The sequence below is a fragment of the Mycolicibacterium helvum genome, from assembly GCF_010731895.1.
GTDB lineage: Bacteria > Actinomycetota > Actinomycetes > Mycobacteriales > Mycobacteriaceae > Mycobacterium > Mycobacterium helvum.
Genome location: NZ_AP022596.1, coordinates 1,568,639 through 1,592,445 on the forward strand (window position 1 = coordinate 1,568,639; position 23,807 = coordinate 1,592,445).

Here is a 23,807-nt window from a genome sequence, read left to right on the forward strand (position 1 = left end):
AAGGCGGAGCGCAAGTGGGCTACCGTTGGGCGCTGTGACACAAGGGCACCCTGGCGAAGTTGAACTGGACTTCCCTCGTGAGTGGGTGGAGTTCTACGACCCGGATGATCCAGAACATCTCATCGCCGCGGATCTGACCTGGCTGCTGTCCCACTGGACCTGTGTCTTCGGAACCCCGGCCTGCAAAGGCACGGTCGAGGGCCGCCCGGACGACGGCTGTTGCTCACATGGTGCGTTCCTATCCGATGACGACGACCGCGCCAACCTCGACGACGCCGTCAAGCAGTTGACCGATGCCGATTGGCAGTTCCGGGACAAGGGCCTTGGCCGCAAGGGCTACCTGGAGAAGGACGAGTACGACGACGAGCCGGCCCTACGCACCCGCAAATACAAGGGCGCCTGCATCTTCCTCAACCGACCCGGCTTCCCGACCGGCATCGGCTGCGCACTGCACACCAAGGCAATCAAGCTCGGCGTCGAACCGCTGACGATGAAACCCGAGGTGTGCTGGCAGCTGCCCATCCGGCGCACCCAGGAGCGGATCACCCGGCCGGACGGCAGCGAGATCCTCAAGACCATGATCACCGAATACGACCGGCGCGGCTGGGGCGAGGGCGGTTTGGATCTGCACTGGTATTGCACCGGCGACCCGGCGGCACACGTCGGAAAAAAGCAGGTGTGGCAGTCCTACGGCCCCGAACTGACGGCGCTGATCGGTGAGAAGGCGTACGCCGAACTGGCGGCCATGTGCAAACGGCGCGGTGGGTTTCCGCTGCTCGCCATCCACCCCGCCACTCGCGCTGCGCAGTAGCCGCAGCGACTCGATCACGACAGTCTGACTCGACCGGCCGGGCGAACCCTACCCAGCTGTTAATTTGCTAGATCCGCATTCCCGTGCACAAAGTTTGTGGCGAATGTCATCTTGACCGGTGGTTGCCTAACAGGGTTGCTGAAGTTACGGTGCAGTTAACAACAGTTCTCTGATACCGGGGGATCACTTTCGCTGTGTTGGCTGAACAGTCTGATAACCACATCTCAGTTGGTAACAACTGGGTCTCAGATGTTCGCCAAAACTCAACCTCAGCGTTATTTGACGAGGACAGCGTCCCCGCCCTTTGGCCCGAGGCGCGCGCCTCGCAACGCGAGATACGACACGTCCGGCATTCCAAGCGAGTGATCTTCGGCGACGCCGCGATCATTTGCTTGATGTCGACAGTCGCGACGGTGCTGGTGTTTGCCGGCGAACCGGACGCCTTGCTGACCTACGCACTGGGCTCGGCAGGGCTGGCCGCGTTGTGGATGATCGCACTGGGTCTCAACGGCTACCGTGCGCGTCGGGTGGTCGGCCGTCGCGTCAGCGAATGCACGAGCGTCGCACTTGCCACCCTGCAGCTGTTTGGCCTGATCGCGATCGGTGCGCTGCTGTTGGACGTCGACATCTCTCGGAGTTATCTCGCGATCCTCTGTCCGGCCGGACTGATCGGTCTGCTGTTGAATCGCCAGCACTGGCAGCGAGTAGCGGCCGCCGAACTCAGCCGTGCCGAGCATCAGGTCTCGGTGCTCGTCGTTGGTAGCTCGCGATCGGCCGCCGACGTTGCCGCTACCTTCGTCCGAGACCCCAGTTCCGCATATCGCGTCGTCGGGATCTGCACCCCAGCGGGACCGACAGCGCGCGACCGCAGCATCGACGTCGACGGGCAGGCCATCCCCATCGTCGGGATCGACCAGGCCATTACCGATGCCGTACGCCGTACCGGGGCGGACACCGTCGCGCTGACGGCCACCGATCATCTGCACCCCACCGAGGTCCGCCGATTGATCTGGGAACTCGACTCGCTGAGTGTGGATCTGATGATCGCCCCTGGGCTGGTCGACATCGCCGACGACCGGTTGCACAGCCGCCCGGTCGCAGGCATGGCCATGTTTGAGGTCACCAAGCCCCAGTACGAAGGGGCGAATTCAGCCGCCAAGCGGGCCTTCGACATCGTGTTCACCGCGATCGCGATGATCGTGGTTGCACCCCTGTTCGCACTGGCGGCACTGGCCGTGCGACTGTCCAGCCCCGGACCGGTTTTCTACGTCTCGGAGCGGATCGGAATCAAGGGCACCACGTTCAAAATGCTCAAGTTCCGCAGTATGGTCGCCGACGCCGACGCGGACGTGTCGGCGTTGATCTCCGCCGACGGCACCAGCCCGTTGTTTTGGAAAGCGAAGGACGATCCACGGGTTACCCGGGTCGGCAAGGTCATTCGCAAATACAGCATTGACGAGCTGCCCCAATTCATCAACGTGCTGCGTGGCGATATGAGCGTTGTCGGACCGCGGCCGCAGGTCCGCCGTGAAGTCGACTCGTATGACTACCTGGTTCGCCGCCGGTTGAGCGTCAAGCCCGGGTTGACCGGTCTGTGGCAGGTCAGCGGACGGTCAGACCTCCAGACCGAGGATGCCGTCCGGCTGGACCTGAGCTACATCGAGAACTGGTCGCCGATCAAAGATCTGGTGATCATCGCCAAGACGATCAAGACCGTGCTGAAGGGCGACGGCGCCTACTAGCCCTCCAGCTTGTAGCCCAGCCCGCGCACCGTGACCAGGTGCACCGGGTTGGCCGGGTCCGCCTCGATCTTCGACCGCAGCCGCTTGACATGGACGTCGAGCGTCTTCGTGTCCCCGACGTAGTCGGCACCCCAAACCCGGTCGATGAGCTGCCCGCGGGTGAGCACCCGGCCGCTGTTGCGCATCAGGTACTCCAACAGATCAAATTCCTTGAGCGGCAACGTGATCGGCTCGCCATTGACCGTGACGACGTGACGCTCGACATCCATCCGGACCGGGCCGGCCTCCAGGATGGCGTCGCCGCTGCCGGAGTCTTCGGTGTCGCTGCCGCGGCGCAGTACAGCACGGATGCGTGCGATCAGCTCGCGCGCCGAGTAGGGCTTGGTGACGTAATCGTCGGCACCGAGCTCGAGCCCGACCACCTTGTCGATCTCACTGTCACGCGCGGTGACCATGATCACCGGCACGCTGGAGCGGGCGCGCAGCTGCTTACAGACATCGGTGCCGGTCATTCCCGGCAACATCAGATCCAGCAGCACGATGTCGGCCCCGGATCGGTCGAATTCAGCAAGGGCGGACGGCCCGTCACCGACCACGGTGGCCTCGAATCCCTCCTTGCGGAGCAGGAAGGCCAATGGATCGGCCAGCGATTCCTCGTCTTCCACGATCAACACATTGGTCATTGGCGTAGTGCCTCCTCGTCAATAGCCGATTGGTCGGCTGGTTCGTCATCGTCATTGTTGGGATAGGCGGGAATGGACAGGGTGAAGGTCGAGCCGGTTCCCGGCTGGCTCCACAGCCGGATACTGCCGTTGTGGTTGGCCGCCACATGCTTGACGATGGCCAACCCCAGACCAGTGCCGCCAGTGGCACGGGAGCGTGCTTTGTCGACCCGGAAGAATCGTTCGAACACCCGCTCCTGATCGGCGCGGGCGATACCGATTCCCCGGTCGGTGACCGAGATCTCGATGTTGTCGCCGCGGCGACGGCGGCTGATCGACACCTTCGATCCATCCGGTGAGTACGCGATCGCATTGGAGATCAGGTTCGCCAACGCGGTGACCAACAACGGCTGGTCACCCAACACCCGGAACCCGCTCGGCGCGTCGGTGGTCACCTTGATATCGGCGTTGTCGGCTGCCACCTTGTGGCGCGAAATCGCCTCGCTGACAACGGAGTCCACCTCAACACCATCGAGGTCTGGCAGCGGCTCGGCGCCCTGCAGACGCGACAGCTCAATCAGCTCATGGACCATATTGGCCAACCGCTGGGACTCGGTGAGGATCTTGCGGCTGAAGTGATGCACGGTCTCGGGGTCTTCAGCCGACTCCAGCAGTGCCTCGGCAAGCACGCCCATCGCGGCGACAGGTGTCTTGAGTTCGTGGCTGACGTTGGCCACGAAGTCGCGCCGGCTGGCCTCCATGCGAGCCTGCTCGGACTGATCGTCGACGTAGACCACGGCGAATCGCGGATCCTGCTTGCTCAGCAACTGGACGTGCCCGCGTACCGACAACCCCGAGCGCCCGGGCGCAGCCCGCTGCGGCTGCTGGGACAGGTCGACCTCGACGCCCTCACCGGTGGCCAGCACGCGCTGAGCTGCGCTCCAGGCCCGCTCGTCAAGCTGCCGATCACGCACGAGCCCCAGCTCCGTGGCGCGGTCATTGATGAACACCACGTCGCGATGCGAATCGACGACCACCATGCCGATCGGCGCCAGCGCCACGACATGCTGCAGCATCTGCGAGACGGTGATCCCAGCCTCGGTGATCGCGCGGCGCCGCCTGCGCGCCACTATGCGCGGGGTGAGTGCGGCCCCGATTCCGAAACCGAGACCGAGCGCTACCAGCGCCGCGACGGTGACCGATAGTGCCACCGAGACAACACTCACATGCAAAGCGTACGCATTGGGTGAACGTCATCCCAGCAGCGTGCGGCTGAATCGGGCTACGTCACACAGTTAGCGCGCATGTATTCCGCCGCCGTTTACCGGGCGTTTGCCAACCGGGCCGGCAATCGACCGCCTACTTGGCACCCTGGCTGGCCACCGCGGCAGCACCTGCAGCGGCGGCCTCGGGATCCAGGTACGTACCGCCGGCCACCAGCGGTTTCAGATCGGCGTCCAGGTCGTAGCGCAGCGGGATGCCGGTCGGGATGTTCAGGCCGACGACATCCGCGTCGGACATCCCGTCCAGGTACTTCACCAGCGCACGCAGCGAGTTGCCGTGCGCGACCATCAGCACCGTTTTACCCGCCTGCAGATCCGGCACGATCGTCTCGGTGAAATAGGGAACGAAGCGGGCCACCACGTCGGCCAGGCATTCGGTCAGCGGGCCCCCGCCGATGTCGGCGTAACGCGGGTCGGTGTCCTGGCTGTAGGTGCTGCCCGGCTCGATCGGCGGCGGCGGCGTGTCATAGCTGCGCCGCCACAGCATGAACTGCTCCTCGCCGTACTTCTCTTTCGTCTCGGCCTTGTCCAGGCCCTGGAGGGCACCGTAATGCCGCTCGTTGAGCCGCCAGTCACGGCGCACGGGGATCCACAGCCGGTCGGCGGCATCCAGCGCCAGGTGCGCGGTGGTGATCGCGCGGCGCAGCAGCGAGGTGTAGAGAACGTCAGGAAGCAGGCCCTGCTCGGCCATCAGCTTGCCGCCGCGCACCGCCTCGGCCCGGCCCTTGTCCGTGAGGTCGACGTCCACCCAGCCGGTGAACAGGTTCAGCGCGTTCCATTCGCTCTCGCCGTGCCGCAGCAGGATCAGTGTGGAGTCAGCCATGCCCGAAATCCTCTCACGACGGCGCTCAGTGGTCGCGGCCGTTCCCGTCTGTCTCATCGTCGATCAAGTGCTCGAACGCCTGAAGATTCTTCAGCGATTCACCGCGCGACACCCGCCACGCCCACTCCTTCTGGATGGACGATTTGAAGCCCAGCTCCAGCAGGGTGTTGAAATCCGTGTCGACGGCCTCGAGCACCTGCCCGAGTACCCGATCGAGCTCGTCGGCGGTCACCGCTTCCAGTGCCATCCGCCCGACCAGGTAGATGTCGCCGGTGTTGTCCAGCGTGTAGGCCACACCGTAGAGCCGGCGGTTGCGCTTGAGCAGGAATCGGTAGACGCCCTCGTGGTTCTCGTCGGGCTGGCGGCAGACGAATGCCTCGACGCGCACCGAGTGCTCACCGATGCTCAGCAGGGTGTTGGTCTTGAGCTTGCGCTCCCCCGGCAGCTCGACGATCAGACCCGGCAGCCCGCCGTGGGCGCCCGGGTGGCGGCTGTAGACCAGGCCGTGCTCGTCCAGCGCGTCCTCGATGACCCGCTGGACGCCCGGTTGGGCCCGATCCACCTTCGGCTGATCGCTCATGCCCGCACGCCGCGTCGCATCGACCAGCGCCTGCCGTTGCGTCGGGCCAGCGCATCACCGGCCGCGCTACGCCGCCGGGCGCCGGCGTAGTCGGTGATCGCCCGCGCATAGCTGGCCAGCAGCCCGTCGACGGTGTTGGCCCAGGAGAACTCTTGCGCGTGCGCCACCGCGGCGCGGCTCAGCTCGTCCGGGTCGCGCCGCAGCACGCCTGCGATCGCGTCCGCCCACCGAGCAGGGTCGTGGCTGGACACCAGCGCTCCGCTGACACCGTCGGCCACCGCAACAGGCAGCCCACCCACCGCCGCGGCCACCACCGGCGTGCCGCAGGCCTGCGCCTCGACCGCGACCAGTCCGAAAGACTCCGAATAGCTGGGCACCGCGACCAGATCGGCAGCCCGGTAGACGTTCACCAACTGCTCGCGCGACTGCGGAGGAAGGAATGTCACCCGGTCTGCGATACCCAATTCAGCGGCAAGACCCACCAAGACGTCGGGGGCGGCCAGCCCACTGCCGGACGGACCGCCGGCGATCAGCACCCGCACACCGGGCAGCTGCGCCGCCGCGCGCAGCAGCACGTCGGGTGCCTTCAGCGGCTGGATACGCCCGACGAAGGCCACCACCTGCTCGTCGGCCCGCAAGCCCAGCACGGCCCGTGCGACGCGCCGGTCACCAGGGGTGAACATCTCCAGATCGACGCCTGGATACACCACATCGATCCGTCGCGGGCCGGCATTGTGCAGCGAAATCAATTGGCGGGCTTCGTCTTCGGTGTTGACCACTAGCCGGTCGGCTTCGTCGACCACTTGCTGTTCGCCCACCGCGCGCAGCGGTGGTTCCGGCGAGTCGCCATCGGCCAGGGCCGCGTTCTTCACCGCGGCCAGCGTGTGAGCGGTGTGTACCAGCGGCACCGTCCAGCGGTCGCGGGCCAGCCAGCCGACCTGGCCGGACAACCAGTAGTGCGAATGCACGATGTCGTAGTAGCCGGGCTCATGGTTGGCCTCGGCGCGCAGCACGCCTGCGGTGAATGCACACAGCTGAGTCGGCAAGTCGTACTTGTCGAGTCCCTCGAAGGGGCCCGCGACCACATTGCGCACCAGGACCCCAGGGGCGACGCGCACCAGCGGCTGGTCCGCGGACGAGGTCGCACGGGTGAAGATCTCCACCTCGACCCCGCGCCGGGCCATGTGCAGTGCGGTCTGCAACACGTAGACGTTCATTCCGCCGGCATCACCGGTGCCAGGCTGGGCCAGCGGCGAGGTGTGCACCGACAACACCGCTACCCGACGCGGCATGCCGTCGGTCGAACTGTCAGTCAGTTCCCGGGCGTGCCGCACGCCTCCATCTTTACACCGCGGCTTCGCGGCGATTCTGCGCCCGTCTCAATGCGCCGATCGGGTCCGCGTACAACCCGCCCAACGACACGATGCCGGCACCGGCTTCCTGCACCCGGTTGCCGAACGCAGTCACCCGGATGTCGCGGGTCGGCAGCACCGAACGCTCGGCGAACGCCGCCTCGACCGCCTGCATGCCTTCGGGATATTCGGTGAATGCCTGGCCACCGACGACGAGGTCGTCGGGGTTGAGCATGTCGCGCAGCAGCGCAACCGCTTCGCCGAGGACACGGGCGCGTTCGGCCAACAGCTCCTTGGCACCCAGCGCCGCGGGGGTATCACCCTGCCGGGCGGCGCGCAGCAGCGTGGCCATCGAAGCGCCGGGACCCGAGGCGGGCACGATGCCGCGCTTGCGGGCGGCGGCCAGCACAGCCTCGTCGCTGACCGTCGATTCCAGTTGTCCGCTGCCGCCGAGCAATTCGGAGACCACGGGCAGTGCGGCGATGGTGCCCGGGCCACTGGACGGGCTGTGCACCCGCCCGCCGATCACCAGCGCGAAGCCGACCGTCTCGCGGGCGTAGACGTAAAGGCTGCTCGATGTCGGCGCCGGCGGGCGGCGCAGACCGAGCAGGACCTCGGCGCCGGCCATCGCGTCCACGTGGGACGCCACCGATATCGGCAGGCCCAACGCCTCGGCGAGCACGGGGCCCACCGGGGCCTGTGTCCAGCCCAGGCGGCTGTGGTCGACGTGGCCGGTGACGCTGTCGACCACACCACCGATCGCGACGCCGATCCAGAGCGGACGCCGGCGATGCCAACGACTCAGGTAGCGGCGGGCACTGCCGGCCAGCGAGGCCAGTGCGGCGGCCTGCCCGCCGCGCGGTGTCGGAGTCTCGACGGCGTCGAGGGTGCGGCCGAGCAAGTCGGTCGCGACGATGTTGGTCGTCCGCGCGCCGATGTGAATACCAAGGGTGAGGAACGGTTCGTGGTTGACCTCGACGGGAACCCGCGGGCGACCGATGGCGCCGGACACAGCGAGGTCGGCGCGCTCGCGCAGGATTCCCGCGTCCAGCAGGGCGGTGACCTGGCGGTTCACCGTGGCGATCGACAGGTTGGTGACCTGGGCGATCACATCTCGGCCGATGGCGCCCCGCTGGCGCACCGCGGCGAACACCGACGCGGCGGCGGCGTCGGGGATCCGCAGTGACGGGGCCACGATGTGGTGACGGGTGCGCAACGGATGCGGCCGGGCACCGATGCGGATCGCGTCATGGGCGGAAGTGCGGAGCGAATCACGGGAGGAAAGGGCGACGGTGCGCATAGGGGGTGTCCTTCTCGAGTCGGAGTGGGGGCTTATGCCACACCTGGCGACTTGAGCAGGACGAAAAAGAAGTGTCTGCCTCTGTCAGGCGCAGCGAATCGCGCGACAACAACACGCGGTGTGCGCGACCAGACAGCTGGTCAGACCGAAGCGGATCACGGGGAGAATTTAGCACAGTTACTAGAGTTGGCCCCATGACAACTCCAGATGCTCATTCCCGGGTCGCGGTGGTCACCGGCGCGAGCTCCGGCATCGGCGAGGCGACAGCCAGAACCCTTGCCGCGCTTGGGTTTCACGTCGTAGCGGTGGCCCGTCGCGCGGATCGCCTGCAGCGACTGGCCGACGAAATCGGTGGGACCGCCGTTGTGGCCGACGTCACAGACGATGCCGCCGTCGAGGCCATGGCCGCGGCTCTGACCCGGGTCGACGTACTGGTCAACAATGCCGGCGGCGCCAAAGGACTTGAACCGATCGCCGAGGCCAACCTGGACAACTGGCGCTGGATGTGGGAGACCAACGTCCTCGGGACCCTGCGGGTGACGCGGGCATTGCTGCCCAAGCTCGTCGAGTCCGGGGATGGGCTGATCGTCACCATCACATCGATCGCCGCACTCGAGGTCTATGACGGTGGCGGCGGGTATACCGCCGCCAAACATGCCGAGGGTGCTTTGCACCGCACACTTCGCGGCGAGCTGCTCGGAAAACCTGTGCGGCTCACCGAGATTGCCCCCGGCGCAGTAGAGACGGAGTTCTCCCTGGTGCGCTTCGGCGGTGACGAGCAACGTGCCGACGCGGTCTATGCCGGCATCACGCCCCTGGTGGCTGCCGACGTCGCCGAGGTGATCGGCTTCGTCGCATCCCGCCCGTCGCACGTCAACCTCGACCAGATCGTCATTCGGCCCCGGGATCAGGCCAGCGGCGGCCGGTTCAACCGCCGGTCGTAGCCGTACGCGTTGTCGTCGGACTCGACGTTGTCTCGGTCGTCGTCTGACTCGACGTCGCCGTCGGACTGGTCGATGTCGTCGTGGGAGTCGTCGTCGTGGGAGTCGTCGTCGTGGTGGTTGTGGTGGGCGTGCCCGACAGCGTCGGCGCATCGGTCGGGGTGGCCGGCGCGCTGGCGGGCATGCTGGTCTCCGGCGGCGTGTCGGACAGCGCCGACATGGCCTTCCATTGGTTCCAGTCCACCGCCCAGTCCCAGATGTCGCCGTCGGCGTAGGACAGCTGGATCGAGGTGCCGGTTACCTCGACCGGGTCGCCGTAGACGGCCGTGCCGAAGTACTGCTCGGCGTCGCCGGTGGACAGGTTGATGCAGCCGTTGGTGACGTTGGTGTTGCCCTGCGCGCCCGACGAGGCCGGGTTGGCGTGGATGAACTCACCGTTGTTGGAGATCCGCACCGCCCAGCGCTCGTGCACGTTGCTGTAGCCGGCGGCCTGATTGGTCATGTAGAAATCGGCATACTTCTCGCTGACAACGTGGATGCCGCTGCGGGTGACGTTGCGGGGCTGGTCGGCCTCGCCGTAGCTACAGGGGAAATCCATGATGACGCCTTCGTCGGTGATCACCTGGATGCGATGCGAGGTGGCGTCGGCCTTGACGACTTGGCGGCGGCCGATGTCGAAGTCGAGGGTCGAGTCGGCCGCGCCATAGGCGTCCTGGCCGAACTTCACCCCGTAGAGGCGGGCGTCCACGTGGACCTTGGTCCCGGCCGGGTAGTAGTCCCGCGTTCGCCAGTGCACCCGCGAACCCCCCACCTCGTCGGGCAGCCAGGCCCAACTGCCCTCAGCCGGCGGGGTCGTGGTGACGGTCAGCGCCTTTTCCACATCGGGCCTGTGCGCGTCGTCGATCGCGGCGTCGAACTGCAGGATGATCGGCGCCGCCACCCCGACGGTCTGCCCGTCGGACAGCTGGAACTGGCCGTTGACCTTGGTGGTGGGGTCGACCGTTGTGAACGACGCGGCGATGGGCAGCGCGTTCCCGTCCCGCCCGACCGCCGAACCTGCCCAGGTGTAGGAGGCGCCGTAGCCCAACGGCTCGGTGACGGTAAAGGCGGTGCGGTCACGGTTGAGTACCCCGGCGACGGGCTTGCCGGCGGCATTGGTCAGGGCGACGTGCTGGAGCCAGCCGTCTTTGATCTGGAGGCTGGCCGCAGTCGTTGGCAGGACGTCCTTGGCGTCGTTGGACGGTGTGAAGCTCAGCGACGGCTTGGGCGGAGGACCCGATGCCGCGGTCTGTTTGCCGGGCCCCTTCATGCAGGCGGCCAGTGCGGTGGGGGCGGCCACACCGAGGAACAGCGCTGCCAACGCACGTCGTCGATTGATCGGCGGCAGTCGGTCGGCTGGGCTCACGTCAATCCAAGATACGGAACCCAGTCGCCGTGCTGCCAATTGAGAGCGCTGGCGTAGCCGTGCGGCGGCGCCCTACGCGAGACCGAACAGTTGCAGGATCGCCGGGCCGACACCGCCGAACCGGGTGCCCGCAAAGGAGATGTCGACCGGGTCGACGGTCACTTCTGCCCCGGTGTTTTGATCCACGTAGCTGTAGCCCGCCCAGGTCACCGTTACCGGCTTAAGCGGAGCGAAGAACCCGCCGAACGGGATGCTCAGTTGCGCGGTTTGTCCCGTTGCGCCGAGGTCGATCGGCAATGTGAGCGACTGCTGGCCGAACAGAATGGCGTTCGTCAGCTTCGGCCCACCCTCGAGGAAGGCCTGCGCCGCCCCGACGAGGTTTCCGCTCTGCAGCGAGCTGAAGAACGAGGACGCGCTGTTGTAGGCCGAGACGGCGCCCAGCACCGCGGAGCCGGCCGAACTGACCAGGAACGCCACCGGCGCGGGCACGACCAGCGTCCCGTCGGTGAGAGAAATCTGGGCCTTGGGCGTGGGAGTCGAGGTGAAGGTCTCCAGCCCAGCCAGCGAGAACTTGGCGTTCCCCAGCGGGGTGCGCGCGTTCAAGGCCAGTTCCACCGGGCCACTGTCGCCGGCGTCGGGAACGGTCGTGTTGATCTCCACCGTGATGGGGCCGAACGGAGTGTTGACCGTCTGACTGGTCGTGTTGGTCTGCGACGCGGCCGCGAGGGCGGCAACGGGTTTGACACTGGCTGCTGGGCGCGCGGAAGAGGTCGCCGACGACGACGTGGCGGACGCGTTGACCGACGGTGCGCTCACGCGCTTGGTCGAGGCCACCCCCGGGCTGCGCTTCGGCCCGGCGTCCGGCTTGCTCGACGAGGCGGACGAGGCCGAACTCGAGGCCTGGTGACCGGCGCTATCCGCTTGGGCAACCCCCGCCGCACCCGCGAGGGCAGCACCGACGCCCAGCGTCAAAGCGCCCGCACCCAGCCAAGTTCGGACGCCCAGCGTGCGGCCGCGGCCGCGCGTCACAGTTTTCGTGGTCCCAGTGGCCATTTCGAAATCCCCCGTCGTCGCTGAAACTAACCCGTAAGCGGGCTCACACCCGCAATTTTGCGCGTTCTTCGTCACCCCGGTTAATTATCTTCGATATTGGTCGGTCGTGTCGCGGCGAGGACGCGAAATCTCCCGTACCGGGAATCGAACGTGCCCGGTCCGGTTACCGAACGAACAGGTTGACAAACGCGGGCACCACGCCACCGAATTTCGTGCCCGCAAATTCGAGATTCCCTCCGTCAACCTTGTAGGCGACCCCGGTTTCATCGACGTAGGTGTAGGTCGACCAGCTCACCGACAGCGGCCGCAGGGGTGCGAACCACCCGCCGAATGGGACATGCAACTCAACGGACTGCGCCTGTTGATCGATGGAGGAGACCAGCGGAATCGTCAGCGTCTGGTGGCCGAACAGCACAGCATTCGCGAAGTTGGGAGCGGCGGAGATGAGTGTCTGAAGCGCCCCGCCCAGATCCCCGTGGTGTACCGCGGAAGCAAACGAGTTTGCACTGTTGGACAACGACAGTCCGCCGGTCACGGCCGCGCCCGTGGCACTGACCAGGAATGCGACCTGCGGGGGCACAACGAGGTTCCCCTCATTGAGAGCGATCTCGTTCACCGGCGGGAGTCCGGCGATCACAGTCTGTGAGCCGGCCAGCGAACCTTCGGCGTTACCGATCGGCGTTGTTGCCTTCACGTTGATTGCTGCCGGACCATTCGTAAACGGGATCGGAATGGTCGCGCTCAGCAACACCGTGATGGGACCTATCGGGGTGTTGACGGTCGCGCTGGATTCACGGGTCTGAGATGTCGTCGGGCCGATGACGGCCAGACCGGCTGCGGCCGGCTTGCCCGTGGCCTGCGACGGACGCGCCGTTGCGGCCGGCTTGCGTGAGGCGGCCGCGGCGACGCCCACAGCACGCTTCGACCCTGCCGACGGGCCAGCGTCGTGCTTGCTCGCCGATGCCGAGCCCGCAGCGGAGTGATCGCCGGTGTCAGCCTGGGCGACCCCCGGCGCAGCCGCCAGGGCGGTACCCACGCCCACGGCCAACACACCCGCGCCCAGCCATGTCCGGACTGCCGACGGGCGACGCCGCCCGTGCTTCGCGCGCGTAACCACTTACGAACCCCCCGTGTCGTTTGCGCAAACCTTAGAACAGCGTGACGCGTGCCGCGCACCCGGATTCGTCGCCGGGTGCGATTCCAGGAAACACGCAGATCGGCGCGCCTACAGCGAACAACCGACGAGCACAGGTTCGGGCAGCAGCGAGATATCGAACACCTCGCGCACGCCGTCGCGGACGGTACGTGCCAGCGCCAGCACGTCGGCCGTGGTCGCGTCGCCGCGGTTGGTCAACGCCAGCGCGTGTTTGGTCGACAACCGGCACGGCACGCCGTCGGCTCCCGGATAGCCCTTGCCGAAGCCGGCCTGTTCGACCAGCCAGCCGGCGGCCAACTTGACCCCGTCCGGCGCCGGGTAGTGCGGCACCGGGGCGTCACGATGGGACTGGAGTTCGTCGAATCGGTCGGCAGGGACGACGGGGTTGGTGAAGAACGACCCGACGCTCCAGGTGTCGTGGTCGGCGGCGTCGAGCACCATGCCCTTGCGGGCACGCAAACCCAACACGGCAGCACGAACCTCGGCGGGCTGGGCCCGCTCGCCGGCGGGCACACCGAGAGCCGCGGCCAGCTCCGCGTACCGCAGCGGGGCCGAGCGTCCGGCGTCGTCGAGGGCAAACTCCACCTCCAGAACCACCGCATCGGCGGAATTCTTCAGGCTGCTGTGCCGGTACCGGAGGCCGAGTTCACCGGCAGCCACCCAGCGCACCTGGGAACTCCGACGGTCCAGCAGCCGGACGCGCGTCAGATAGTCGGCCACCTCGACGCCGTAGGCGCCGACGTTCTGCACCGGGGTGGCCCCGGCCGACCCCGGAATACCGGACAGGCATTCCAACCCGCCCAATCCGGCCGCCACGGCAGCGACCACCACGTCGTCCCAGACCGCGCCCGCCTCGGCGCGCAGCAGGGCACCGTCGACGTTGACAGCCCGGTTGGCCAGCCGCACGACCGTCAGCTCGGTGAGGTCGTCGGCGATCACGACATTGGAGCCGCCGGCCAATACCAGGACCGGACCGTCGGCCGCGCGGTCGACGGTGCCCAGAGTCGCCACGATCTGCTCGGAGGTGGTGCAGGTGATGACCTGGCGCGCGATTGGGCCGACCCGCAGGGTGGTCATCGGGGCCAGCGGAACATTCTCGGCAACCGCCGCGCCGCCGTAGCCCTTTCCCGGGTCGCTTCGCGCCTGCCCACCGGAAGAAATCCCTGCAACCACGGGCCATAACGGTAGCCTCACCAGCTATGCCTCGTTCATTCGACATGGCCACCGAGTACGAGGGCAGCGTTGAACAGGTGCACCAGGCATTCCGCGACGAGCAGTACTGGTTGGCCCGGCTGGCCGATTCAGGTGCCGACGACGCGACGCTCAACTCGATCCGAGTGACCCCCGACGGTGGCGTCGAGGTGACCACCACCCAGGTGCTGCGGGCCAACCGGTTGCCGGCGGTCGTCACCCAGTTCCACCACGGTGATCTGGTAATCCGCCGTTCGGAGAGCTGGACCGGACTGGTGGCCGGCCTGGCCGAAGCCACTGTCAGTGGCAGCATCCCCGGCGCTCCGGTGACCTTGACCGGCAGTGCACAGCTGGCGCCGTCAGAGTTGCGGGCGCACTTGGCTTTTCGGGCCACCGTCGAGGTGCGGATCCCGCTGGTCGGCGGCAAGGTGGAGAACTTCATCGGCAATCAGCTCGTCGACCTGCTGATCGCCGAGCAACGGTTCACCACCATGTGGATCGCCGAAAACGGCTGACGCCGCAGGTACGGTTGCAACATGTCCCGCCGCATGGACTACGTCATCGGACTCGACCAACCGGTGGCTGGTCTCTACCAGAGCTTCACCAGCCGTGCATATTGGGAAGACTTGATCGCCGAACACCAGCAGCACACCGATTCTGAGCTCACTCGGTTCAATTCCGACGAGAGCGGCACCGACATCGTGTTCACCCACACGGTGTCGCGCAGGGATATGCCGTCGCTGGTCGCCGCCGTGGTTCCGTTGCGGCTCACCATCACCCGCGAGCAGCACTTCGACCCGTTCGACGCCGCGAAGAACTCGGCCGACGGGCACTACCGGGCGCTGGTGCCCGCGGCCCCGCTGAACTTCGACGGAACCTACGTTCTGCAGCAGACGCCAGCGGGCAGTGAGCTCCGGCTGCGCAGCCTGTGCAAGGTCAACGTGCCGCTGGTCGGCGGCAAGATCGAGCAGTGGGTGTGCGACGGCCTGCGCGGATTGTTCGACAACGAACGGGATTTCACCCGCGACTGGATCGCCAGCCATTACTAGACCACCACGCCCGGTCGGCGTGCCGACCCGAGGCACCACCAACGCCAACCGGCTGCGGCGGGCCGACCGTTGGCTGGTGAACTCACCGCGCGTGCGCGCCGCGCTGGAATCGGCTGCCGAACCGGTGATCGTCGACCTGGGCTACGGGCGATTGCCGGTCACCACACTGGAACTGGCGGCGCGACTGCGGGCGGTGCGCCCCGACATCAGGGTGGTCGGACTCGAGATCGATCCGCAGCGAGTGGTGCCGAGTGTCGACGGTGTCGAATTCGGGGTCGGCGGTTTCGAACTCGCCGGATTGCATCCGGTCCTGGTGCGGGCGTTCAACGTCCTGCGGCAATACCCCGAGGATGCGGTGGACCAGGCATGGGCGCAGATGCGGGCGCGGCTGGCGCCGGGCGGGCTGATCCTCGACGGCACCTGCGACGAGCTTGGCAGGCGCTGCTGCTGGGTGCTGCTGGATCGGGACGGTCCGGTGAGCCTGACTCTGGCGTGCGACCCGCGGCATATCGAACGCCCGTCGGATCTGGCCGAGCGACTCCCGAAAGTCCTTATCCACCACAATGTTCCGGGCCAACCGATCCACACCCTGTTGTCATCGGCGGATCGCGCCTGGGCGGCTTCGGCCGGTCATTCGGTCTTCGGCCCGCGGGATCGTTGGCGAGCCATGCTCACCGAGCTGCGCACGGCCGGCCTTCCGATCGCAGCGCAGCGGCGCAATGCCCGCGATGCGGTGCTGACGGTGCCCTGGTCGACGGTGGCACCGCACGTAAGCTGACGGCATGCGGATTGCGCTGGCCCAATTGCTCTCGGACGCCGACCCGGCGGTGAACCTGAAGCTGGTCGAGGACTACACCCGCCGCGCCGCGGACGCCGGTGCCCGGTTGGTGGCGTTCCCCGAAGGCATGATGTGCCGCTTCGGCGTTCCGCTGGCGCCGGTGGCCCAGCCACTGGACGGTCCGTGGGCCGACGAAGTGCGCCGCATCGCCGACAGCTGCGGGATCACGGTGCTGGCCGGCATGTTCACCCCGGTTCCCGACGGCCGGGTCACCAACACGGTGCTGGCCGTCGGTGCAGGAGTGGATGCGCACTACGACAAGATCCACATGTACGACGCGTTCGGGTTTGCTGAATCCGAGGCGGTGGCGCCCGGCCGTGAGCCGGTGGTGATCACCGTGGACGGTGTCGGCGTGGGGCTCACACTGTGTTACGACATCCGCTTCCCCACCCTGTACACCGAGCTCGCGGACCGCGGAGCGCAGCTGATCACCGTTCACGCGTCGTGGGGCGCCGGGCCGGGAAAGCTCGAGCAGTGGACCCTGCTGGCCCGCGCTCGCGCCCTGGACTCGACATGTTTCGTGGCCGCGGTCGACCAGGGCTATCCGGGCGAGCAGCTGGCTACCGCGTCCAAGGCGCCGACCGGCGTTGGCGGCAGCCTGGTGGCGTCCCCACTCGGCGAGGTGGTGGCATCGGCCGGCGACGATCCGCAACTGGTGGTGGCCGATATCGACATCGATCGGGTCGCACCGGTGCGGGAAACACTCGGAGTGCTGCGTAACCGCTCAGAGTTCGCTCAGGCTGATAAGGCAGAATCGCCCAGGTGACACACCCGCCACAAGGTCCGAACCATCCCGTCGGCCCCGGCGACCCGACGACCCCGGCGTGGCCAGCGGCCCCGGGGCAGGGCACACCCACCGAGTACATCCCCCGGCCGGGCGCTCCGGTCGACCCGCCGACGCAGCAGTTCTCTCAGGTCCCGCCGCCGGTCCCGCCAGTCCCCCCGGTCCCGCCGGAGGAACCCGAGGAACCCCAGCGGCGGTTCCTGCGCGACCCACTGACGATCGCGCTGTCGCTGATCATCATCGTGGCAGTGGTGATCGCCGGGCTGTTGGGCACCGAACTCTACGTGCGCCACGTAGCCGACACCGTGGTGTCCAGGGCCGTTTCCTGTGTGGTGCAGGACCAGACCAAGGTCTCCTTCGGCATCCGCCCGTTCCTGCTGCAGCACCTCACGAAGCACTACAACGACATCTCGGTGCAGACCGCAGGCAACCAGATCCGCCAAGCCAAGGGCATGAAGCTCGATCTTCTCCTCGATGACGTCCAGATCAACCAGACGGCCAGCTCGGCCGGGACGATGGGCGCGCTGGACGCCAACATCACCTGGTCCAGCGACGGCATCAAGCAGACCGTGCAGGATGCCATCCCGTTCCTGGGCAGTCTGGTCAGCGGGGTGAAGACCTCGCCTTCGGACGGCACCATCGAGCTGCAGGGCGGGCTGGGCAGCGTGATGATCAAACCGGCGGTGATCAACAACGCACTGAGCCTGCAGGTGATGAGCCTGACTGGGCTGGGCTTCATGCTGCCGAAGGAATCGGTGCAGCCGGCGCTGGACGCGTTCATGACCACGCTGACCAAGAACCTGCCGATGGGCATTCACGCGGACAGCGTCTCGGTGACCGACAGCGGGGTCAGCGCGAAATTCATCACCCGCAACGCGACGATCCCCAACGGCCAGCAGGATCCCTGCTTCGCCGGGGTCTAGCTGGACAATCCGTCCAGGACGGACAATCCGTCCAGGACTGCGCGCGTCCCGGACAATCCGAGCCGGGTAGCACCCGCGTCGAGCATCGCCACCGCGTCCTCGGCGGTGCGGATACCGCCGCTGGCCTTGACACCCAGCCGACCGCCGACGGTGCCCGCCATGATCTCGACGGCAACCACCGAAGCGCCGCCTGCGGGATGAAAGCCGGTGGAGGTCTTGACGAAATCGGCGCCGGATTCTTCGGCGGCCCGGCACACAGTCACCAACGTCCGTTCGTCGGCCAGGCTGAGCAGAGCGGCGGATTCGACGATGACCTTCAGCACCACACCGGGCACCGCGGACCGGACCGTCGCGATATCCGCGGCCACCTCGGCGAGATTTCCGGCCAGCGCGGCCCCGACGTCGATGACCATGTCGATCTCGGCGGCACCGGAATCGACGGCCATCGCGGCTTCCCTGGCCTTGATGGCCGGCAGGTGCTTGCCGGACGGGAAGCCGGCGACGGCGGCGATGACGAGGCCTTCGGGATGGGCGCCAGCCGCCTTATGAGCGACCGAAATCATCGACGGAGACACGCAAACCGCGAACACCCCGAGATCGGCGGCCTCCGCGACGACCGCGGCCACGTCGGCCTCGGTGGCCTCAGGTTTGAGCAGTGTGTGGTCGACGAGCGCCGCGACCTCACCGCGGGAGTACATCAGAACGGCTCCTCGAGGCCGCCGGGATTGCAGCCCGTGGCCGTCATCGTCTCGTCGTCGACCACCGGCCGGAACGGCTCCAGGTTCCAGCTGGTCTTGCCGGGCTGCGCGAATTCGGCGAAGCGGAAGTGGCAGGCGAACTGGGCTCGCATGCCGGGCAGGTCGGCATCGGGAGCCAGGGTCAGCACCTCGCCCCAGGCCTCATCGATTTCCGAGGGGGGTTTGAGTAATTGCGCGGCCGCCTGCCGGCCGGCCGGGGTGGGATACACCCGCAGACTTTTCAAATCACCCCAGCTCACCCACGCAACGTGATCGATGAACGGCGGCGCGGGATTGGTGTCGGCCGCGGCGGGGGCGGCCAGACTCAGCCCTGCCGAGGCGATGACGAGCATCGCCGCCAGCCGACCTCGTGCGCTCAGCGCGATTTCCCCTGAACCTCGAGCAGCTTGGGCCGAACGTCCACCAGGTAGACACCGGAAGCCACGGCAGCAATCGCCACACCGGTGATGCCCAGGAACAGCGACAACAGCCCTGCGACCCCCAGGATCACCAGCCATACCGGCTTGGTGAGCTTCTCGGCCGCGGCGTAGGCGTCAGGCCGCTGCATCGCCGCATGGACGAACGCGTAGATAGTCACCGCGGTGACCATCCAGAACACCACGTCAAGAACAAGACCCGCCACACCTTGCAGCATCACGGCTACAAGAGTAAGCGGGTCTTGTCCCTGCGGTCGAACTAGCTGGTCTTACTTCTGGGTGACCTTCTTGGCCGGAGCAGCCTTCTTGGCCGGGGCCTTCTTGGCGGCGGCCTTCACCGGAGCGGCCTTCTTGGCCGGAGCGGCCTTCTTCGCCGGGGCCTTGGCCGGAGCCTTCTTGGCCGGCAAGTCGACACCGACCAGCTTGGCGGCACGTTCGCCGACCGCGCGAGTCTGCGACGACACGTTGCCCAGCGCCTCCTGGGTCAGCTCGACGGCCTGGTCGACGTAACCCTCGGCACGCGTGGCGGCTTCCTTGAGCTCGGGCTGGTTGCGCAGGCGCTCGAGGGCGGCCTCACCGCGCTCGACGAGGCTGTTGTAGGTCGCGGTGGCGGACTCTACGTAGCCCTCCGCAGCCTTACGCAGCTCTTCGGTGGACAGCTTGCCGCGCAGTTCCTCGGCACGCTGCGGCAGGTCTTCCTGCAGCTTGGTCAGTGCCGCGCGACGCTCCTCGACACGAGTGCTGGCCTCGGAACGGGCGTCCTCGGCGCGCTCGCGCAGGGTGGCCACGATCTCGTTGACGGTGGCCAGAGCCAGATCGGCGGCACCGACAGCAGCGAGCAGCGGGGCCTTCAGGTCCTCGACGTTTGGATTCTCAGCCATCTTGTGGCTCCTTTCGATGTTTCAACGTTCGAATCGGTTGTCAGTTAACGGATTTCAGAGGTAGCTGGTCTGTTACTCAGTCGACAGCTCCTCACTGGCAGCTTCGTTCTGCTGACAGAACGACGTATAGATGTCGAGCAGAACCTGCTTTTGCCGCTCGGTGATCACGGTGTCTCCGATGATCGCGTCGTGCACCTTGCTCGTCTCTCCAGGCTCGAGAATCCCAGCCCGGATGTAGAGCACCTCGGCCGACATCCGCAGCGCCTTGGCAATCTGGCTCAGTACTTCCGCAGAGGGTTTCCGTAGACCTCGTTCGATCTGACTGAGGTACGGATTGCTGACACCGGCCTTCTCGGCCAACTGCCGCACCGAGACCTGAGCCGCTTCACGCTGCGCCCTGATGAAGCCACCGATGTCGTGCGCGGCGGTGGCCACCACGGCCTGAAGATCGCCGTCTTGCGCCATGGTTCACCTCCCGTCGCGTTGGGTATCCGGTGCGTACAGATGCCACACTACGTCGGGGTGCTAACTTTTGCAAGCACTTGCTAGCGCAGGTCAGAACATGAATTGCGCCGCCGTGTAGATAATCAGGCCGGCCAGCGCGCCCACCACCGTGCCATTGATTCGAATGAATTGCAGGTCGCGGCCAACGTGCAATTCGATCCGTCGGCTGGCCTCCTCGGCATCCCAGCGCTCGATGGTGTCGGTGATGATCGTGGTGATCTCGGACCCGTATTGGCCGACCAGATGCTGGGCTCCGCGCACGATCCAGTTGTTGACCTTGTCGCGCAACTCGGCGTCGTCACGTAGTGATTCCCCGATACTCACGATCGAATCGGCGATACGCGCGCGAAGCGCACTCGATGGATCGTCGACACCGTCAAGCACCAAGCGCTTCAACGTCTTCCACGCGGTTTCGGCCGCTCGAGTGACTTCGTCGCGAGCCATCAGCTGTTCCTTGACCGCCTCGGCGCGGGCAATAGTCGCCTCGTCGTTCTGCAGATCATGGGCGAACTCGAACAGGAAACGTGTAGCCGATTGTCGCAGTTCATGATTCGGGTCGCGGCGCACCTTGTCGGTGAAGTCCATCAGTTCTCGGTGGATCCGGTCGCCAACCAACTGGTCGACGAATCGCGGTGACCAGGTGGGTGAGTCACGCGTGACGACGCGTTCGATGGTGTCACCGGCATTGATCGCCCATTGGAAGGCCCGGTCACACAACAGCTGGATCAATGCCTCCTGGCGGTGTTCGGCCAGGAGTTGCCCCAACACCCGGCCCACGGGCGGCCCCCACTGCGGCTCGGCGAGCCGTTTGACGATCGTGCGGTCGATCACCTGCTGGATGTCGTCGTCGTTGAGCAGTTCCACGACCACGCGCAGCACTGTGCCGGCTTCGCTGGCGACGCGGGCGGCGTGCGACGGTTCGGACAGCCATTTACCCAACCGGCCGGCCACCTCGGCGTCGCGCAGCTTGGTTTCCACTACCTCCGGTGAGAGGAAGTTCTCTCGCACGAAGGTACCGAGCCCCTCACCGAGCTGATCCTTCTTGCGCTTGATGATCGCCGTATGCGGAATCTTGAGCCCCAAGGGGTGACGGAAGAGCGCGGTGACGGCGAACCAATCGGCCAGTGCGCCGACCATCCCCGCCTCGGCGGCCGCCCCCACATAACCGACCCACCCCGGTCCTCCTTGGGCCTGCGCCCACCGACAGACCAGGAAGATCACCGTGGCACCGATGAGAAAACTCAGCGCGACAGCCTTCATCCGGCGCAGGCCACGACGCCGTTGCGCGTCCGCCTCCGGGTCGGCCCCGGCAAACGATTCTGCAAGCGACGTACCTACGCGGGCTGCCTCCGTCGGCAACGCCGGGAGGCGGTGTTTGGCTACCACCCCTCCATCATCCGCTATCCGGCGAGCCAGTTAATGTGACGCCGCCCATTGGTTAGACCGTAGAATCATCGAGAACGAGGGGAACGGACTCCGCGATAGTGGCACAGCAGATTAACCACGGGGTCGCCAAGACCGATGGTCGCAAGCGACGCTGGCATCAGCACAAGGTCGAGCGCCGCACCGAGTTGGTGGACGGTGCGCTCGAAGCTGTTCGCCAGCGCGGCCACGACGTCAGCATGGACGAAATAGCTGCGGAAATCGGTGTGTCCAAGACCGTGCTGTACCGCTACTTCGTGGACAAGAACGATCTGACGACCGCGGTCATGATGCGGTTCGCACAGACCACCCTGATCCCCAATATGGCCTCGGCGTTGTCGTCGAATATGGACGGTTTCGACCTCACCCGCGAGATCATCCGTGTCTACGTGGACACCGTCGCCAATGAGCCCGAACCGTACCGATTCGTGATGGCAAACAGTTCGGCCAGCAAAAACAAAGTCATCGCCGACTCAGAGCAAATCATCGCCAGGATGCTCGCGGTGGTGCTACGCAGGCGCATGCAGCGGGCCGGAATGGACACCGGCGGCGTCGAGCCCTGGGCCTACCTGATCGTCGGCGGCGTGCAGTTGGCGACGCACTCGTGGATGTCGAACCCGCGGATGACCAGTGCCGAGCTGATCGACTACCTGACAATGCTGTGCTGGAACGCGCTGTGCGGCATCGTCGAGGCCGGTGGCTCGCTGAACATGTTCAGCTCCAGCCCGCATCCGTCGCCGGTGCTGCCACCCAAGCTCACTTGAGATACGGGCCGAGCAGCGTGTCCCAGGAGCTGCTCAGCTTGGCGTACTCGTCCGCGCAGCCACCGGCGCGGTCCTTTGGCAGCGAGCCGTTGTTGACCAGATCGGCGTTGCCGACGGGGTCGGCCCCGTAAACCCAGCATTCGAGGTTGTACATGCGGGCGAGGTCCAGCGAGTGCACATCCGAGAGCTGGCCCTCGTCGATCGCACCGCCCTTCTGATCGCTGTATCCCTTGAATTCGCGGGCGAAGTCCTTGACCGCCTGCACCGACGCGGGATCGATCTTCCCGTCTGGCCCCGGCGCCAGCAGGATGTACGCGGCCAGCTGATCGGCGACATCCTCTTCTTTGCCAGTCGCCGGCAGGTCGTAAAGGTCGATCACCATGTGACCGGTCTCGTGGTAGAACGTGGCGATCTCGGAGTTGATCGCCGAGGCCTTGGGATCGGCATCCCCGGCCTTGGTGTAGATGTCCAGAGCGTCGGCCGCATCCTCGTAGCAGATGGTGATCGACTTGTCGCTTGGACTCCAGTAGGCGTTCGCCGTCCCGCACTGCTTACCGATCAACGGGATGTCGTGAGGCAGCTTCATGGAGTCGGTCATGCCGTCAGCGAGATCTTCCAGCAGGTGGTCGTTCTTCATGATGTCGCGACCGGTGATGGCCTCAGGTGAGGTCGCATCCTCGTAGGTCGCCGTCATCTTGCCCGGCCAGTCCTTGTCGTCGGTCGACGCGTCTGGCACCCCGTTGGCGTTGACGTCGGGCTGGCCGGACACCTCCGGTGGCGCCTGGGCGGTCTTGGCGACCACCGCCGCTTCCGACGACGGGCCGGACGACTTCGATGCATCGTCGTGTCCACAACCGGCGGTGACGGCTGCAAGCGACAGCAGCGCCATTCCGATCGAGCAGGCTCGCCCGCGCACTTGTCCCCCAGACTCACTAATCCAACGCCGGATGATGTTAACTGGAGCACGCGCGCCACGCTGGGCGAACGCGGAACCGGTCGGCCAGGGGGTTGGTACAAGCGCATACCAGATCTAGGGGGTTGTGCGGATGTGTCTCCCCGCCAACGGTGCTGCCGATTGATAGCGTCCTTTCCACGATCGCGGAACGCGCCGTGCCGCCGGCCCGAACGTGGGCAGTTCGGTGGCAATCCGCAACCATCTTGAGCGCCAT

General features: G+C 66.4%; 26 protein-coding genes. 9 read left to right on the forward strand and 17 right to left on the reverse strand.

Translation table 11 applies throughout. From position 1 onward, the window contains the following. The first annotated feature begins 34 nt into the window (after positions 1-34). On the forward strand, positions 35-811 hold the full coding sequence (locus tag G6N38_RS07285) for a DUF3109 family protein (RefSeq protein WP_163746907.1): 777 nt from the start codon (positions 35-37) through the stop codon (positions 809-811). 395 nt (positions 812-1,206) lie between these two features. Continuing rightward, positions 1,207-2,553: a sugar transferase gene (locus G6N38_RS07290; protein ID WP_246227760.1), complete on the forward strand. Its 1,347-nt coding sequence runs from the start codon at positions 1,207-1,209 to the stop codon at positions 2,551-2,553. Here G6N38_RS07290 and regX read toward each other — a convergent pair. From regX to G6N38_RS07320, 6 genes are all read right to left on the reverse strand, one after another. After that, a complete protein-coding gene (gene regX, locus G6N38_RS07295; RefSeq protein WP_163746909.1) occupies positions 2,550-3,236 on the reverse strand; it encodes a two-component sensory transduction protein RegX in 687 nt (228 codons plus the stop codon). The two genes, G6N38_RS07290 and regX, sit on opposite strands and share 4 nt — an antisense overlap. After that, the gene (locus tag G6N38_RS07300; RefSeq protein ID WP_163746910.1) at positions 3,233-4,441 is read right to left on the reverse strand and encodes a sensor histidine kinase; all 1,209 of its coding nucleotides are present in this window, start codon (positions 4,439-4,441) and stop codon (positions 3,233-3,235) included. Before G6N38_RS07300 ends, regX begins: the two co-directional genes overlap by 4 nt. A 133-nt stretch (positions 4,442-4,574) precedes the next feature. Further along, positions 4,575-5,321, reverse strand: coding sequence for a phosphoglyceromutase (locus G6N38_RS07305; RefSeq protein WP_163746911.1), 747 nt, complete (start codon positions 5,319-5,321; stop codon positions 4,575-4,577). A gap of 25 nt (positions 5,322-5,346) precedes the next feature. After that, entirely contained in the window at positions 5,347-5,901 is a 555-nt protein-coding gene (locus G6N38_RS07310) for a type III secretion system chaperone family protein (RefSeq protein WP_163746912.1), read from the reverse strand. Beyond that, positions 5,898-7,193 (reverse strand): D-inositol-3-phosphate glycosyltransferase, encoded by a 1,296-nt coding sequence (gene mshA / locus G6N38_RS07315; protein WP_163751858.1) that lies wholly within the window; start codon positions 7,191-7,193, stop codon positions 5,898-5,900. Before mshA ends, G6N38_RS07310 begins: the two co-directional genes overlap by 4 nt. A 52-nt stretch (positions 7,194-7,245) precedes the next feature. Beyond that, positions 7,246-8,553, reverse strand: a complete 1,308-nt coding sequence (locus G6N38_RS07320) for an ROK family protein (protein ID WP_163746913.1) — start codon at positions 8,551-8,553, stop codon at positions 7,246-7,248. 194 nt (positions 8,554-8,747) lie between these two features. Here G6N38_RS07320 and G6N38_RS07325 point away from each other — a divergent pair, with 194 nt between their 5' ends. After that, on the forward strand, positions 8,748-9,497 hold the full coding sequence (locus G6N38_RS07325) for an SDR family NAD(P)-dependent oxidoreductase (RefSeq protein WP_163746914.1): 750 nt from the start codon (positions 8,748-8,750) through the stop codon (positions 9,495-9,497). Here G6N38_RS07325 and G6N38_RS07330 read toward each other — a convergent pair. From G6N38_RS07330 to G6N38_RS07345, 4 genes are all read right to left on the reverse strand, one after another. Continuing rightward, positions 9,481-10,899: a L,D-transpeptidase gene (locus tag G6N38_RS07330; protein WP_163746915.1), complete on the reverse strand. Its 1,419-nt coding sequence runs from the start codon at positions 10,897-10,899 to the stop codon at positions 9,481-9,483. The two genes, G6N38_RS07325 and G6N38_RS07330, sit on opposite strands and share 17 nt — an antisense overlap. A 72-nt stretch (positions 10,900-10,971) precedes the next feature. Continuing rightward, a complete protein-coding gene (locus G6N38_RS07335; RefSeq protein ID WP_163746916.1) occupies positions 10,972-11,952 on the reverse strand; it encodes a hypothetical protein in 981 nt (326 codons plus the stop codon). A 163-nt stretch (positions 11,953-12,115) separates the two neighbouring features. Further along, complete coding sequence (locus G6N38_RS07340; RefSeq protein ID WP_163746917.1) at positions 12,116-13,069, reverse strand: hypothetical protein; 954 nt, start codon at positions 13,067-13,069, stop codon at positions 12,116-12,118. A 108-nt stretch (positions 13,070-13,177) separates the two neighbouring features. Continuing rightward, complete coding sequence (locus tag G6N38_RS07345; RefSeq protein ID WP_246227966.1) at positions 13,178-14,185, reverse strand: UDP-N-acetylmuramate dehydrogenase; 1,008 nt, start codon at positions 14,183-14,185, stop codon at positions 13,178-13,180. A 122-nt stretch (positions 14,186-14,307) separates the two neighbouring features. Between G6N38_RS07345 and G6N38_RS07350 the strand changes: the two genes are divergently transcribed. From G6N38_RS07350 to G6N38_RS07370, 5 genes are read left to right on the forward strand one after another with little or no spacing between them, the layout of a single operon-like run. After that, entirely contained in the window at positions 14,308-14,814 is a 507-nt protein-coding gene (locus G6N38_RS07350; RefSeq protein ID WP_163746919.1) for a DUF2505 domain-containing protein, read from the forward strand. 21 nt (positions 14,815-14,835) lie between these two features. After that, positions 14,836-15,348, forward strand: coding sequence for a DUF2505 domain-containing protein (locus G6N38_RS07355; protein ID WP_163746920.1), 513 nt, complete (start codon positions 14,836-14,838; stop codon positions 15,346-15,348). Beyond that, the gene (locus tag G6N38_RS07360; protein WP_163751859.1) at positions 15,341-16,126 is read left to right on the forward strand and encodes a class I SAM-dependent methyltransferase; all 786 of its coding nucleotides are present in this window, start codon (positions 15,341-15,343) and stop codon (positions 16,124-16,126) included. The genes G6N38_RS07355 and G6N38_RS07360 overlap by 8 nt, the downstream gene beginning before the upstream one ends. A 4-nt stretch (positions 16,127-16,130) precedes the next feature. After that, positions 16,131-16,952, forward strand: a complete 822-nt coding sequence (locus G6N38_RS07365) for a carbon-nitrogen hydrolase family protein (protein ID WP_163746921.1) — start codon at positions 16,131-16,133, stop codon at positions 16,950-16,952. Beyond that, positions 16,949-17,893: an LmeA family phospholipid-binding protein gene (locus G6N38_RS07370; RefSeq protein ID WP_246227762.1), complete on the forward strand. Its 945-nt coding sequence runs from the start codon at positions 16,949-16,951 to the stop codon at positions 17,891-17,893. Before G6N38_RS07365 ends, G6N38_RS07370 begins: the two co-directional genes overlap by 4 nt. Here G6N38_RS07370 and deoC read toward each other — a convergent pair. The 6 genes from deoC to G6N38_RS07400 form a co-directional block, all read right to left on the reverse strand. Then, positions 17,890-18,591: a deoxyribose-phosphate aldolase gene (gene deoC / locus G6N38_RS07375; protein ID WP_163746922.1), complete on the reverse strand. Its 702-nt coding sequence runs from the start codon at positions 18,589-18,591 to the stop codon at positions 17,890-17,892. The two genes, G6N38_RS07370 and deoC, sit on opposite strands and share 4 nt — an antisense overlap. Beyond that, a complete protein-coding gene (locus tag G6N38_RS07380) occupies positions 18,591-18,983 on the reverse strand; it encodes a DUF2599 domain-containing protein (RefSeq protein ID WP_163746923.1) in 393 nt (130 codons plus the stop codon). The genes deoC and G6N38_RS07380 overlap by 1 nt, the downstream gene beginning before the upstream one ends. 23 nt (positions 18,984-19,006) lie before the next feature. Then, complete coding sequence (locus G6N38_RS07385) at positions 19,007-19,282, reverse strand: DUF2516 family protein (RefSeq protein ID WP_407662977.1); 276 nt, start codon at positions 19,280-19,282, stop codon at positions 19,007-19,009. Positions 19,283-19,336: 54 nt separating this feature from the next. After that, entirely contained in the window at positions 19,337-19,948 is a 612-nt protein-coding gene (locus G6N38_RS07390; protein ID WP_163746925.1) for a heparin-binding hemagglutinin, read from the reverse strand. A gap of 72 nt (positions 19,949-20,020) precedes the next feature. Next, positions 20,021-20,413, reverse strand: coding sequence for a helix-turn-helix domain-containing protein (locus G6N38_RS07395; RefSeq protein ID WP_163746926.1), 393 nt, complete (start codon positions 20,411-20,413; stop codon positions 20,021-20,023). 90 nt (positions 20,414-20,503) lie between these two features. Beyond that, a complete protein-coding gene (locus G6N38_RS07400) occupies positions 20,504-21,838 on the reverse strand; it encodes a DUF445 domain-containing protein (protein ID WP_246227765.1) in 1,335 nt (444 codons plus the stop codon). Positions 21,839-21,936: 98 nt separating this feature from the next. Between G6N38_RS07400 and G6N38_RS07405 the strand changes: the two genes are divergently transcribed. Continuing rightward, complete coding sequence (locus G6N38_RS07405; RefSeq protein WP_163746927.1) at positions 21,937-22,638, forward strand: TetR/AcrR family transcriptional regulator; 702 nt, start codon at positions 21,937-21,939, stop codon at positions 22,636-22,638. On the opposite strand, the gene G6N38_RS07410 is transcribed toward G6N38_RS07405, so the two are convergent. After that, positions 22,631-23,554: a DUF4344 domain-containing metallopeptidase gene (locus G6N38_RS07410; RefSeq protein WP_163746928.1), complete on the reverse strand. Its 924-nt coding sequence runs from the start codon at positions 23,552-23,554 to the stop codon at positions 22,631-22,633. The two genes, G6N38_RS07405 and G6N38_RS07410, sit on opposite strands and share 8 nt — an antisense overlap. Between the last annotated feature and the right edge of the window lie 253 nt (positions 23,555-23,807).

Coding starts and splice junctions, on each gene's coding strand:
- G6N38_RS07380 (WP_163746923.1), bottom strand. CDS start 18,983: ATGCTCGTCATCGCCTCGGCAGGGCTGAGTCTGGCCGCCCCCGCCGCG.
- G6N38_RS07355 (WP_163746920.1), top strand. CDS start 14,836: ATGTCCCGCCGCATGGACTACGTCATCGGACTCGACCAACCGGTGGCT.
- G6N38_RS07365 (WP_163746921.1), top strand. CDS start 16,131: ATGCGGATTGCGCTGGCCCAATTGCTCTCGGACGCCGACCCGGCGGTG.
- G6N38_RS07390 (WP_163746925.1), bottom strand. CDS start 19,948: ATGGCTGAGAATCCAAACGTCGAGGACCTGAAGGCCCCGCTGCTCGCT.
- G6N38_RS07325 (WP_163746914.1), top strand. CDS start 8,748: ATGACAACTCCAGATGCTCATTCCCGGGTCGCGGTGGTCACCGGCGCG.
- G6N38_RS07320 (WP_163746913.1), bottom strand. CDS start 8,553: ATGCGCACCGTCGCCCTTTCCTCCCGTGATTCGCTCCGCACTTCCGCC.
- G6N38_RS07305 (WP_163746911.1), bottom strand. CDS start 5,321: ATGGCTGACTCCACACTGATCCTGCTGCGGCACGGCGAGAGCGAATGG.
- G6N38_RS07310 (WP_163746912.1), bottom strand. CDS start 5,901: ATGAGCGATCAGCCGAAGGTGGATCGGGCCCAACCGGGCGTCCAGCGG.
- G6N38_RS07335 (WP_163746916.1), bottom strand. CDS start 11,952: ATGGCCACTGGGACCACGAAAACTGTGACGCGCGGCCGCGGCCGCACG.
- regX (WP_163746909.1), bottom strand. CDS start 3,236: ATGACCAATGTGTTGATCGTGGAAGACGAGGAATCGCTGGCCGATCCA.
- G6N38_RS07395 (WP_163746926.1), bottom strand. CDS start 20,413: ATGGCGCAAGACGGCGATCTTCAGGCCGTGGTGGCCACCGCCGCGCAC.
- mshA (WP_163751858.1), bottom strand. CDS start 7,193: ATGCCGCGTCGGGTAGCGGTGTTGTCGGTGCACACCTCGCCGCTGGCC.
- deoC (WP_163746922.1), bottom strand. CDS start 18,591: ATGTACTCCCGCGGTGAGGTCGCGGCGCTCGTCGACCACACACTGCTC.
- G6N38_RS07290 (WP_246227760.1), top strand. CDS start 1,207: ATGTCGACAGTCGCGACGGTGCTGGTGTTTGCCGGCGAACCGGACGCC.
- G6N38_RS07345 (WP_246227966.1), bottom strand. CDS start 14,185: ATGACCACCCTGCGGGTCGGCCCAATCGCGCGCCAGGTCATCACCTGC.
- G6N38_RS07350 (WP_163746919.1), top strand. CDS start 14,308: ATGCCTCGTTCATTCGACATGGCCACCGAGTACGAGGGCAGCGTTGAA.